General features: G+C 32.3%; 13 protein-coding genes and 1 tRNA gene. 10 read left to right on the plus strand and 4 right to left on the minus strand.

Annotated features, from left to right (window positions below):
* Positions 1–865: class I tRNA ligase family protein (locus tag R2808_RS10980; RefSeq protein WP_371271062.1), on the minus strand; the 865-nt coding region annotated here is incomplete at its 3' end.
* Between the two features lie 179 nt (positions 866–1,044).
* Between R2808_RS10980 and R2808_RS10985 the strand changes: the two genes are divergently transcribed.
* From R2808_RS10985 to R2808_RS11005, 5 genes are all read left to right on the plus strand, one after another.
* The gene (locus tag R2808_RS10985; protein ID WP_371271063.1) at positions 1,045–1,920 is read left to right on the plus strand and encodes a cell division protein FtsX; all 876 of its coding nucleotides are present in this window, start codon (positions 1,045–1,047) and stop codon (positions 1,918–1,920) included.
* Positions 1,921–1,927: 7 nt separating this feature from the next.
* Positions 1,928–2,176 (plus strand): DUF3098 domain-containing protein, encoded by a 249-nt coding sequence (locus R2808_RS10990; RefSeq protein WP_371271064.1) that lies wholly within the window; start codon positions 1,928–1,930, stop codon positions 2,174–2,176.
* A 68-nt stretch (positions 2,177–2,244) separates the two neighbouring features.
* Positions 2,245–3,027, plus strand: coding sequence for an undecaprenyl-diphosphate phosphatase (locus tag R2808_RS10995; RefSeq protein ID WP_371271065.1), 783 nt, complete (start codon positions 2,245–2,247; stop codon positions 3,025–3,027).
* Between the two features lies 1 nt (position 3,028).
* Complete coding sequence (truB, locus tag R2808_RS11000; protein WP_371271066.1) at positions 3,029–3,727, plus strand: tRNA pseudouridine(55) synthase TruB; 699 nt, start codon at positions 3,029–3,031, stop codon at positions 3,725–3,727.
* Positions 3,720–4,334 carry a YiiX/YebB-like N1pC/P60 family cysteine hydrolase gene (locus R2808_RS11005; RefSeq protein WP_371271067.1) on the plus strand — a complete coding sequence of 205 codons (615 nt, stop codon included), beginning with the start codon at positions 3,720–3,722 and terminating at the stop codon, positions 4,332–4,334. The genes truB and R2808_RS11005 overlap by 8 nt, the downstream gene beginning before the upstream one ends.
* Before the next feature lie 3 nt (positions 4,335–4,337).
* On the opposite strand, the gene R2808_RS11010 is transcribed toward R2808_RS11005, so the two are convergent.
* The gene (locus R2808_RS11010; protein ID WP_371271068.1) at positions 4,338–5,276 is read right to left on the minus strand and encodes a type IX secretion system membrane protein PorP/SprF; all 939 of its coding nucleotides are present in this window, start codon (positions 5,274–5,276) and stop codon (positions 4,338–4,340) included.
* A 76-nt stretch (positions 5,277–5,352) separates the two neighbouring features.
* Entirely contained in the window at positions 5,353–5,946 is a 594-nt protein-coding gene (locus R2808_RS11015; protein ID WP_371271069.1) for a thioredoxin family protein, read from the minus strand.
* A 58-nt stretch (positions 5,947–6,004) separates the two neighbouring features.
* On the opposite strand from R2808_RS11015, the gene R2808_RS11020 reads away from it, so the two are divergent.
* The 4 genes from R2808_RS11020 to R2808_RS11035 all read left to right on the plus strand — a co-directional run bounded on the left by R2808_RS11020 (position 6,005) and on the right by R2808_RS11035 (position 10,827).
* Positions 6,005–6,787, plus strand: coding sequence for a patatin-like phospholipase family protein (locus R2808_RS11020; protein ID WP_371271070.1), 783 nt, complete (start codon positions 6,005–6,007; stop codon positions 6,785–6,787).
* A gap of 103 nt (positions 6,788–6,890) precedes the next feature.
* Positions 6,891–7,598 carry a UMP kinase gene (gene pyrH / locus R2808_RS11025; RefSeq protein ID WP_371271071.1) on the plus strand — a complete coding sequence of 236 codons (708 nt, stop codon included), beginning with the start codon at positions 6,891–6,893 and terminating at the stop codon, positions 7,596–7,598.
* Between the two features lie 49 nt (positions 7,599–7,647).
* Positions 7,648–8,211, plus strand: coding sequence for a ribosome recycling factor (frr, locus tag R2808_RS11030; protein ID WP_371271072.1), 564 nt, complete (start codon positions 7,648–7,650; stop codon positions 8,209–8,211).
* A gap of 132 nt (positions 8,212–8,343) precedes the next feature.
* Entirely contained in the window at positions 8,344–10,827 is a 2,484-nt protein-coding gene (locus R2808_RS11035) for a DUF5686 family protein (protein ID WP_371271073.1), read from the plus strand.
* A 193-nt stretch (positions 10,828–11,020) separates the two neighbouring features.
* Here the strand turns inward: R2808_RS11035 and R2808_RS11040 are convergent.
* Positions 11,021–11,093 (minus strand) — tRNA-Met (locus R2808_RS11040).
* Between the two features lie 227 nt (positions 11,094–11,320).
* On the opposite strand from R2808_RS11040, the gene era reads away from it, so the two are divergent.
* A complete protein-coding gene (era, locus tag R2808_RS11045) occupies positions 11,321–12,205 on the plus strand; it encodes a GTPase Era (protein ID WP_371271074.1) in 885 nt (294 codons plus the stop codon).
* The last annotated feature ends 180 nt before the right edge of the window (positions 12,206–12,385 follow it).

The raw sequence follows: 12,385 nt of genomic DNA on the forward strand, positions 1-12,385 counted from the left end.
TTACCGAAGCACCTACGGATTTTCCAATCCAGTTACGTTGTGATTCTTTTAAACTTTCTGTCCAATCGATGGTGTCTAAACCTTGCAATAAACGTTCGGCATAGGCTGAAATGCGCATCGACCATTGTGTCATTTTTTTACGAATAACCGGATGACCGCCGCGTTCGGAAACACCATTTACGATTTCGTCGTTGGCTAAAACGGTTCCTAATGCTGGGCACCAATTCACTTCGGTTTCGGCTAAATAGGTTAAGCGATATTGTAAAAGTATTTTTTGTTTATCGTCGGTTGAAAAACCATTCCAATCATCGGAAGAAAAAGATGTTATATTTTCATCGCAAACGGCATCTACTTGCGTATTTCCATTTTTTTCAAATTCGAGAATTAAGGAACAAATACTTTCTGCTTTTTGAGTTTTGTTGTTGTACCACGATTCGAATAATTGAATAAAAATCCATTGTGTCCACTTGTAATACTCAGGATTTGATGTACGCACTTCACGATCCCAATCAAAAGAAAAACCAATTTTATCTAATTGTTCACGATAACGTGCAATATTTTCACGGGTTGTTTTATCAGGATGTTGCCCGGTTTGAATAGCATATTGCTCGGCAGGTAATCCAAACGAATCGTAACCCTGAGGATGCAACACATTAAATCCTTGATGGCGTTTGAAACGTGCTACAATATCAGAAGCTATATATCCTAGTGGATGCCCTACATGCAAGCCAGCTCCCGAAGGATACGGAAACATATCGAGTACATAATATTTTGGTTTATTACTATTGTTTGATGCAGCAAAAGTTTTATGCGTTGCCCAATATTTTTGCCATTTGGCTTCTATTTCGTTGTGAAAGTATTTCATTTGTTTGTTTATTGTTTGTAGTTTTTAGTTTATTGTTAACAATAAACCATAAACAAATAACTATTAACTTAAAAATTAGGTGCAAATTTACGTTTATTGTACGAAAGTCAAAACTTTACGCGTTATATTCTGTAGAACGAGAAATTCTTATTATTTTTACCGCGTAATTTTAATTATTTATGGCTTCATCTTTTGAAAAATATCAAAAAAGACGTTTAATTTCTTCTTATTTTTCGGTTATACTAAGTATTTTTATTGTACTTTTTTTACTAGGCGCTTTAGGTTTGTTTGTTATTAATTCTAAAAAAATAACAAACGATTTTAAGGAAAATATTCCAATGACGGTGTATTTTAAAAATGAAGCAAAAGACAGTATTTTAAACGCTTTTGATACCGATTTAAAGAATGCTCGTTTTATTAAAGAATATGCTTTTGTTCATAAAGATAGTGCTGCCAAAAACAATGTAGATATTGTAGGGAAAGATTTTATGCAATTTTTAGGTTTTAATCCGTTACAAAATTCGTTTGATATTAATTTAAAAGGCGACTATGTTGAGGCTGACAGCATTACAAAAATAGAAACCGAGTTCAAGAAAAACGACTATATTTCGGAAATTATTTACGACAAAACTTTAGTAGATTTAGTAAACAACAACATTAAAAAAATAACCTTTTGGATGTTAATTATTAGTGGCTTTTTAGCTGTTATAGCAATGCTATTAATTAATAGTTCGCTGCGGTTATCTATTTATTCGCATCGTTTTACTATAAAAACCATGCAAATGGTTGGCGCAACCAAATCGTTTATTCGAAAACCATTTATATGGCGAAGTATTAAGCTGGGATTAATAGGTTCTGTTTTAGCTATTATCGCTTTAATGCTATTAGTTTTTTATACTGATAAATGGTTGCCAAATTTAGGTATTGCTAAAGATTACGTTTCTCTTGGCATTGTATTTGGCGGTGTTTTATTGGTGGGCATTATTATTACTTGGATAAGTACATTTTTTGCAACGCAACGTTTTCTGAATTTACGAACTGACGATTTATATTAATAGAAAAATGAAAAACAACGATACAAACAAAGACGAATTTTTATTTGGCAAAACCAATTACCGCATTTTATTAATTGGTATTTTACTTATTGCCGTTGGCTTCATTTTAATGAGTGGCGGCGGCAGTGATGACCCTAATGTATTTAACGAAGATATTTTTAACTTTAGGAGAATTCGTTTAGCACCAATGGTTATTTTAAGTGGTTTTGGTGTGGTAATTTATTCTATTTTTAAAAAAGATAAAAGCAGTAAATAGTAAAAAGTGAATAGTAATTAGCTACCAAAAGAACTAATTACTATTCAATTATCACTTATCACTAAAAGATGAATACACTCGAAGCCATTATTCTTGCCATAATTGAAGGAATTACCGAATTTTTACCCGTTTCTTCTACGGGTCATATGATTATTGCATCGTCATTTTTTGGCATTGCACATGAAGATTTTACCAAACTATTCACCATTGTTATTCAGCTAGGCACAATACTTTCTGTGGTAGTTTTGTATTGGAAACGATTTTTTCAAAGTTTCGATTTTTATTACAAATTATTGGTCGCTTTTATCCCTGCTGTGGTCTTGGGTTTGTTACTAAGTGATTTTATCGATGGTTTACTCGAAAATCCTATAACAGTTGCCATTTCCTTAATTATTGGTGGTGCTTTATTGTTAAAAGTTGACGAATGGTTTGGCCATGAAAACGGAACCGAAATTTCGTATCCAACCGCATTTAAAATTGGATTATTTCAGTGTTTGGCAATGATACCAGGCGTATCACGAAGTGGTGCAAGTATTGTGGGTGGAATGACGCAAAAATTATCGCGAACAACAGCCGCAGAATTTTCATTTTTTTTAGCAATTCCAACCATGCTAGGTGCAACCGTAAAAAAATCGTATGATTATTATAAAGCTGGTTTTGTACTTACTTCAGACCAAGTTAATTTACTTATCATTGGAAATGTAGTCGGTTTTGTGGTGGCTTTAATCGCTATTAAAACGTTTATTGGATTTTTACAAAAACACGGTTTTAAATTATTTGGATATTATCGAATAATTTTTGGTTTTATTTATTTATCAATTTATCTAATTGAAATTTATAATAAAAAATAAAATGCAAGCCGAAGATTTTACCAACGGACAAATTATACTTATTGACAAACCACTTACTTGGAGTTCGTTTCAAGCTGTAAATAAGTTGAAGTTTGTATTGAAACGAAAATATAATTTGTCTAAAAAATTCAAAATTGGTCATGCTGGCACATTAGATCCGTTGGCAACTGGGTTGTTGATTATTTGTACAGGAAAATTCACTAAAAAAATTAACGAAATTCAAGCCCAAACCAAAGAATATACAGGAACAATAAAACTTGGTGAAACCACGCCATCATACGATTTAGAAACAGAAGTTGACGCTACTTTTCCAACAGAACATATTACGGAACAATTAATAGCTGATACTTTAGCACAGTTTACAGGAGAAATTTTGCAAAAACCACCTGTTTTTTCAGCCATTAAAAAAGACGGAAAACGCTTATATGAACATGCACGTGCAGGAGAAACTGTTGAAATTGAAGCACGAAAAACTACCATTTACGAATTTGAAATCACTCGAATTGCTTTGCCAGAAGTCGATTTTAAAGTAAGCTGTAGTAAAGGCACTTACATTCGTTCTCTAGCGCATGATTTTGGAAAAGCATTACAATCTGGTGGGCATTTAACCGTTTTAAGACGCACTAAAATTGGTGATTACTCGGTTGAAAAAGCCATTTCTCCATTGGATTTTGAAAAGAAAATTTTAGAAGATGCGTAATTATATTTTCGTTTTATTATTCATTACCAATTGGTCTTTTTCTCAAAAAATTGAACTCCAAAATGGCGATTTTATTTTCCAATCGATGCACTGCGGCGAATTATGCGATGCTATCAATCAAGTAACCGAAGGCTATCATGGTATTGATTTTAACCACATGGGTATGGTTGTAATTCAAAACGATAGCATTTTAGTTTTAGAAGCATCGGGAAAAGCTGTAAAATTAACGCCACTGAAAACTTTTATATCCTACACCAGCCTACCTATGTATGTGGGCAGAGTAAAAAAACGCTATCAAAAGTATATTCCACAAGCCATTGCTTTTGGTTTGCAACAAATTGGCGTACCATATGATGATGATTATCTTTATAACAACGGAAAATATTATTGCTCTGAATTAATTTACGATTGCTTTTTATCGGCATATGATAAACCCTTTTTTCAATTAAAACCGATGACGTTTAAAGCGCCAAATTCAAAAGAATATTTTAAAGCTTGGCAAGATTATTACAACAATTTAAACATGGAAGTTCCAGAAGGAAAACTAGGTTGTAACCCTGGCGGAATTTCTACTTCTAAAAAAATAAAGATTATTGGTGTTTTATAACGGTTATTCTGCGCAAAAACATTTTAACCTATGTGGATTACTGATTCTTCGTTTTGTAGAAACAAAATCGTAGCGAAGAAAAATTTCGTGAGAACCCGAATTATAATTTGTTAAACTAGTAGTATCAGCATCGTAAGCATAGCCAATAAACCAATTATTAGTTAGTTGAAAACCTACCATGCCACTAATTGCGGCAGACCAACGCCAAGAAGCACCAATTACAAAATTATCATAAAACTGTACATTGGTAGAAACATCTAGTTGAAACGGCGCACCATTTACCATTTTACCAATTAAGCTTGGTTTCATTTTTATATCATTATTCCAATCAAAAACATATCCTCCAATAAAGTAAAATGTACTTCTTTTTGTTGCTATAACACTTGGATCGTTATCGTCGTAGTAATTAGCTTCAAGTATATTAGGTACTGAAACGCCTGCGAATAATTGGTCTGAAAAAAGATAAAACCCTACACCAACATTAGGTATAAACGTATTTATATTGTTTTGAAAATAAATATCCGTTTCATTTTTTACATGAAGTTTTGTATAATCGATATTTAGTTCACTTAATGCGCCTTTAATACCAAAAGACAAGTTAAAATCGTCATTCATTGGCAATGTATAAGCAAAATCTATTGAAATATTATTTTCTGTAGAAGGACCAACTTTATCTGCAACAAAAGATAAGCCTAAGCCTATGTTTTTTTCGTGAATTGGGGCATTAATTGAAAAAACACTTGTTTCGGGAGCACCCGCTAGACCAACCCATTGGGCACGATGAAGCCCAAAAACAGTTACAACACCTCTATTACCCGCATAAGCCGGATTATAATTAACGGTATTGTATAGATACTGCGTATATTGTGAGTCTTGTTGCGAAACACACTTAAAAATACCCAGTAAAAAGGCAATTAGAAATAATAGTGGCTTTATTTTCAAATTAATTATGTAAGTTTTTTTCGTTTTATGAAAAAAATATTCTTACAAATTTATAAAATTAAAACGACATACAAGGCTAAACTAAAAGTGTTAATAACTCATTCACAGTACTTAATCCTTTGTCGTGTAAATACCATTTTTGCAATTCAATTTTAGCAGTTTCATCAACTACACCCTTTTTTTCTTTATAATCAGCAATCAATTTTCGTGCAGGTTCTGGTCGTGGTCCCCAACTAGCAACAACTTCTTTAGTTTTGGCATTTAGAATAATAACTTTAGGAATCGATTTGCTTCCGTTGGTTAAAAACAAATTCATCAGTGCTTCGTTTTCGTCTCTAAGAACCAAGCGTAAATCAATAGTTGGTATCGTTTCTGCCATTTTGTTTAAAACCGGAACTATTTGTGCGGCATCGCCGCACCAACCTTCGGTAAGTGTTACTAAAATATAATGTTTCGTAATATTCCTTAACTTAGAAATTATTTCTTCGGAAAACAGTAGCGTTTTATCTAACCTATTAGTTCTAGTTTCATTTAGTTTCGAATACTGTAATAATTCGCTTGATTGTACATTACCCGTCGATTTTCCTTCAGAAATTAATTGCGAAACCATTTTTCTGTAGGCCGAGTAGGTGTAACTATTTTTTAAAGCCTTTTCAATACTATTTTTCATTTCAAAATTTTCGTAAAAATACTGTAAATTTGACAATTAGTTTGTAACAAAAATAACATTGCACTTTTCAGATAAAAACATAGGAGTAGCGCTATCTGGAGGCGGTTCTAAAGGAATTGCTCACGCTGGTGCTTTACAATACTTAAACGAACAAGGCATTTATCCCACCATTATGTCTGGAACAAGTGCTGGCGCTATAGTTGCTGCTTTATACGCTTTTGGAAAAACACCTAAAGAAATTTTGAGTTTTTTTCAATCGATTTATTTTTTCAAATGGAATCATTTTACCTTAAGAAAACCAGGAATAGTAGATACTGCTGCCTTTAAAATTTACTTCGATTTGGTATTTGAAAATGCCAAAATAGGCGATTTAAAAATTCCTATAAAAATTGCCGCTACCGATATGGTACGAGGAAAATTAAAAGTTTTTGGCGACAACATTTCAGTAACCGATGCTATTTTGGCATCGTCTTCATTTCCTGGTGTACTTGCGCCTTATAAAATAAACAACAAATTGTATAGCGATGGTGGTATTCTTAACCATTTTCCTGCCGATTTATTAGTAGGCGAATGCGATACTATTATTGGTATTTATGTGAGTCCGCTACAAAATATCGAAAACAAAAACCTAAATTCTATTCGTACAGTTTCCGCACGTGCTTTCGATTTATTATTTGCAAATAGTAATTATCAAAAAATGAGTTTATGCGATTTTATAATAGAACCTAAACAACTTGCTAACTTCAGTACCTTCGATTCGAATAAAACCAAAATGGAAACCATTTTTAACATTGGTTATCAAGAAGCAAAAAACACTTATTTTAATCAAATTTCAAAGTAATTTAGGCTTTGCGAATATTGTATTTTTGTGTAAGTTTGCATAAGCTTTTAAACGCTAATAAAACTACATTTGTTCTTTAAAATTAAGACCTAAATAAACAAAAATGAAATATAAAAGAATACTTCTAAAGCTAAGTGGCGAAGCCTTAATGGGCGAACGTCAATACGGAATTGACCCTAACCGATTAGCCGAATATGCGCAAGAAATTAAAGAAATTCATACAAAAGGCATAGAAATTGCTATAGTTATTGGCGGCGGAAATATTTTTAGAGGTGTTGCAGGTGCAAGTAACGGAATGGATCGCGTGCAAGGTGATTATATGGGAATGCTTGCTACCGTTATTAATGGAATGGCGTTGCAAGGCGCTTTAGAAGATGCTGGTATGCAAACTCGCTTGCAAACCGCTTTAAAAATTGAAGCTATTGCAGAGCCTTACATTAAACGTAGAGCTACCCGCCATTTAGAAAAAGGAAGAATTGTAATTTTTGGTGCTGGCACAGGAAACCCTTATTTTACAACTGATACCGCTGCAGTATTACGTGGAATTGAAATTGATGCTGATGTAATACTAAAAGGAACACGAGTAGATGGTGTTTACACAGCCGATCCAGAAAAAGATGCAACGGCTGTAAAATTTGATTATATTTCATTTGAAGATGTATTAGCAAAAGGATTAAATGTAATGGATACAACCGCATTTACATTGAGCCACGAAAACAAATTACCTATAATTGTATTCGATATGAATAAAAAAGGAAATTTAGCAAAAGTATGTAACGGCGATACCGTAGGTACAACGGTAACTATATAATAAAAAGAAATTTAAACTTTCAAAATGTTGGACTTTTAAACAAAAAAAAATGACAGAAGAAATAAACTTAATAATAGAAGCCGCACAAGAATCGATGGATAGCGCTGTGGCTCATTTAGAAAAAGAATTATTAAACATTAGAGCTGGTAAAGCATCGCCTCAAATGCTAGGTGGCGTTTTTGTTGATTATTACGGTTCGCAAACACCATTATCGCAAGTAGCAAACATTACCGCACCCGATGCGCGAACACTAACCGTAACACCTTGGGAAAAAAACATGTTGCAACCTATTGAAAAAGCCATTATGATTGCAAATTTAGGTTTAAACCCGATGAATAATGGCGATACTATTATTATTAATATTCCTGCTTTAACCGAAGAACGAAGAAAAGATTTAGTTAAACAAGCAAAAGCCGAAGCGGAACATGCAAAAGTAAGCGTTCGTAATGCGCGTAAAGATGCTAATAACGATATTAAAAAAGAAGAAAAAAACGGAACATCTGAAGATATTTGTAAAAATGCAGAAGACGACGTTCAAAAATTAACCGATACTTATATTAAAAAAATTGACGACCATTTGGCAAACAAAGAAGTCGAAATTATGAAAGTATAACTAAAAAATCCTAACGCTAAAACGTTAGGATTTTTAATTTCAGTAGATTTTTACCACAATATCCTTAAATACAGGTTAAAATTACTATTTTAAAAACTCATTTTATGTAAGTTTGTTTAATTTCATTTTTTTATGCAAAAAATTTTTGTCTTTTTTTTATTATTATTTACCGCATTTGGTTTTTCGCAAACTACTATAAAAGGGCAAGTTATCGATTTAGATACCACAATACCTATTGCTTTTGCCGAGATTTTATACAATGGTGCTACTACAAAAACAAACTGGGAAGGCCATTTTGAATTACAAATAACTTCTTTTGAAAAACCCATCATAATTAATCATAAAGGATATTACCAAAAGTTTGCTTTTGCAAAAAAAAACAGTTCATTTTTAGTTATAAAAATAGTTTCAAATACATCTGAAGAAAAAGAAACACAGTACACCGAAAATTCAGTAAACAAACTCATTAAACAAGTTATAGAAAACAAATCGAAAAACAACCCAAAAACAGCATTAAAAAGCTACGAATACAAAAATTACGAAAATATTGTAGTAACCGCAAACCCAGATAGTGTTACTACAAAAATTGATACTATTATAAGAAAAAACATATTTGGAACTACTAAAACAAAAATAGATTCTACAAATTTTAAATTTCAAAAGTTTATTGCCAAACAACACATTTATCAAACCGAAAAAGTAAACCTAATTCAATACGATTCTAAACATGAAAAAGAAACCGTTCTAGCTACTAGAATGGCTGGCTTTTCTGAACCTATTTATGAGTTTTTAGGACTTAACTTAGTTTCGTATTCGGTTTACGAAAATCCGTTTGAAATTTTAGAAATACCCGTTCAAAACCCAATATCAAAATTTGGACGAATTTTATACAACTACCACTTACTCGACACCGTAAGTGTTAACGGTAGAAAAGCCTACAGAGTTTATTTTCAACCTAAAAAATTGCGCGCAAACAAGCTGCGTGGCCTTTTATATATTGATGCCGAAAATTATGCTATTTGCAAAGCGTATTATCGTATTTATGGCATAATGAATATAAAAGCCAATTATTCATTTAATTATAACGCGCAACACAACATTTGGTTTCCTAAACAACGAGATATTAAAATTCAAAAAGGAACCAACAAACACGACATTAAAATATTAGGCGAAACCATTGAATTTAATGCTTCTATGGAAGAAAAAATTAACAACAATGTTAGCGACCAAATTTACATACACATTACCTCTACTCCATTTAATGTTATACTAAATGAAAACACAACTATTAAAAACCAGTACGTAAAAATTAATGTTCCTAAAAATAGTTTTTCTAAAGAAAACGAATATTGGAGCACTTTTGAAAAAGACACTACCGATTATAGAAAAACAAAAACTTATCAATCGTTAGACAGCTTATCTATAGCCTCAAAAATAGAAAAACGAATTTTATTTGGCAGAAAAATATTTAACGGCTATTTGCCTGTTTCGTATATCGATTTAGATTTACGAAGCCTTATAAAATATAACGGTTACGAAGGTTTTCGTTTGGGCCTAGGGTTTATTACCAATGAAAAACTTTCGGAAAACTACAAAATTGCTATGTATGGTGCTTATGGTTTAAAAGATAGAGCCTTTAAATATGGCATAACACCTTCGTATCGATTGGATAAAGAAAGTGAAACTTGGCTAAACGCTTCTTACACAAACGATGTTTCCGAATTAGCCGAAACCTATTTCGCTACCGATTCGCGACGGTTTAAAATTTATGACCCTCGCCCCATAAATATTACCACATTTTATAACCATAGAACAAGTGCTATGGCTATAACTAGTAAAATTATTTCTAAAACCGATGCTTTTTTTAGTCTTACACACGACCAAATAAATCCGCTTTTCGATTATATCTTTATAACCAGCAACAAGGCCTATACTTCCTACAATTTAACAACGGCACAAGTAGCTTTTCAGTGGAATCCATATAGTAATTATATGAAAACACCAAAAGGTATATTAGAATACGAAAAACGACATCCTAAATTTTCCTTACAGCTAACGCAAAGTATTCCTGGTGTTTTAAATAGTGATTTTTCGTTTACTAAAATCGATTTTAAAACATTTTACCTTATCCCGTATTTGTCTGGACAAAAAAGTGCTATTTTACTACAAAGCGGTTTTGCTTTTGGAAACATTCCGTTAACCCATTTATACAGTATTGCTCCAAACAACATTAATCGCAATGCTATTTTAAAACGATTAACATTTGCTGGTAAAAATAGTTTTGAAACCATGTATTATAACGAGTTTTTCTCAGATAAATATGTGGCGCTACACCTTAAACACACGTTTACAAAAATTAAAATTGGCTATGGTATTTCGCCCGAATTTTCTATTGCTACGCGAATGGCGTGGGGCGATATTAGTAACCCTGAAAAACATATCGGTCTTCCATTTAAATCACTTAACGATGGCTTTATAGAAAGCGGTATTGAAGCCAATAAAATTTTTAAAGGATTGGGCTTAACCGCTTACTATCGTTATGGTGCTAATCATTTACCGCGTTTCGACGATAATATTTCATTAAAAATTACCTATTATTTAGATTTAGGGTTTTAAACTACGTTAAAAACTGTATAGTAAAATAATCCTCATCAATTTGGAGAATACGGAGAATTTTGGAAATAAAAAATCGTTTACGTTTTCGTTTACGATTTCTAAAATACGGAGAATTCTAGACATAAAAAAACGGTTTTGAAAAGTATTCAAAACCGTTTTTTTTATTGGGCTTACAAGCCATTTATTTACTTAGTAGCGGGAACTGGACTCGAACCAGTGACCTTCGGGTTATGAGCCCGACGAGCTACCTACTGCTCTATCCCGCGATGTTTCGAGTGCAAATATACAACGAATAAATACAAATGCAATGTTTTTTGTAAAAAACTTTTATTTTTTCTACTATTCAACTGATATAACTACCTTTGTAATCTGAAAATAACAATAAAATGAATCATAAAGCAGGCTTCGTAAATATTATAGATTTGATATTAAGAGGAGAATGTCCAGTGGACATTCGGTAAAAAAATACTGTTTTTAAAAAAGTAACAATAAAATGAATCATAAAGCAGGCTTCGTAAATATTATAGGAAACCCTAACGTAGGAAAATCTACCTTAATGAACGCTATAGTAGGCGAAAGAATTTCTATTATAACGAGCAAAGCACAAACCACACGACATAGAATACTTGGAATCGTTAATGGCGAAGATTATCAAATTGTGTTTTCTGACACGCCTGGTATTATTAAACCCGCTTACGACCTTCAATCGTCTATGATGGATTTCGTAAAAAATGCCTTTGAAGATGCCGATGTTTTGCTATATATGGTAGAAATAGGAGAAAAAGAACTTAAAGATGAAGCTTTTTTTAACAAAATAATTCACGCTAAAATTCCAGTTTTGTTATTGCTTAATAAAATTGATAAATCCAATCAAGAACAGCTAGAAGAACAAGTTAATCTTTGGCAAGAAAAAGTGCCAAATGCCGAAATTATTCCTATTTCGGCATTAGAAAACTTTAATGTTCAAACGGTTTTTAATAGAATTATTGATGTATTGCCCGAATCGGCTCCTTTTTATCCAAAAGATGCGTTAACCGATAAGCCCGAACGCTTTTTTGTAAACGAAATTATTCGCGAAAAAATTCTACTAAACTACGATAAGGAAATTCCGTATGCTGTTGAAATTGAAACCGAAGAGTTTAAAGAAGACGAAGATATTATTCGTATAAAAGCTGTAATTATGGTAGAACGCGATACGCAAAAAGGAATTATTATCGGACATAAAGGCTCGGCATTGAAGCGAGTAGGAATTCAAGCCCGTGAAGATTTAGAAAAATTCTTTGGTAAAAAAATTCATCTCGAAACCTTTGTAAAAGTCAATAAAGATTGGCGAAATAGTGCTTATCAACTACGCCGATTTGGATACAATCAAAAGTAGTTTATAGTATCGTTTTTTGTTAAAATATTATGTTTGTTAATTATTTGTTTATGTACACTTTCCGAAAGTTCGTACCTTCTCTATTAACATCGCATAATGGATATACTCAACAAATTTTCCTGAAAATTTACTAAAGTTTCTAATTTCAAAAACGTACCTTTGCAGTTCAATTTTTTTTGA

The organism is Flavobacterium sp., assembly GCF_041392005.1.
GTDB lineage: Bacteria > Bacteroidota > Bacteroidia > Flavobacteriales > Flavobacteriaceae > Flavobacterium.

What these genes read in the sequence shown, in the direction of transcription:
- R2808_RS11005 (WP_371271067.1), top strand. Translation starts at nt 3,720, where the DNA reads ATGCGTAATTATATTTTCGTTTTATTATTCATTACCAATTGGTCTTTT.
- pyrH (WP_371271071.1), top strand. Translation starts at nt 6,891, where the DNA reads ATGAAATATAAAAGAATACTTCTAAAGCTAAGTGGCGAAGCCTTAATG.
- R2808_RS10995 (WP_371271065.1), top strand. Translation starts at nt 2,245, where the DNA reads ATGAATACACTCGAAGCCATTATTCTTGCCATAATTGAAGGAATTACC.
- R2808_RS10985 (WP_371271063.1), top strand. Translation starts at nt 1,045, where the DNA reads ATGGCTTCATCTTTTGAAAAATATCAAAAAAGACGTTTAATTTCTTCT.
- truB (WP_371271066.1), top strand. Translation starts at nt 3,029, where the DNA reads ATGCAAGCCGAAGATTTTACCAACGGACAAATTATACTTATTGACAAA.
- R2808_RS11035 (WP_371271073.1), top strand. Translation starts at nt 8,344, where the DNA reads ATGCAAAAAATTTTTGTCTTTTTTTTATTATTATTTACCGCATTTGGT.
- R2808_RS11015 (WP_371271069.1), bottom strand. Translation starts at nt 5,946, where the DNA reads ATGAAAAATAGTATTGAAAAGGCTTTAAAAAATAGTTACACCTACTCG.
- R2808_RS10990 (WP_371271064.1), top strand. Translation starts at nt 1,928, where the DNA reads ATGAAAAACAACGATACAAACAAAGACGAATTTTTATTTGGCAAAACC.
- era (WP_371271074.1), top strand. Translation starts at nt 11,321, where the DNA reads ATGAATCATAAAGCAGGCTTCGTAAATATTATAGGAAACCCTAACGTA.
- frr (WP_371271072.1), top strand. Translation starts at nt 7,648, where the DNA reads ATGACAGAAGAAATAAACTTAATAATAGAAGCCGCACAAGAATCGATG.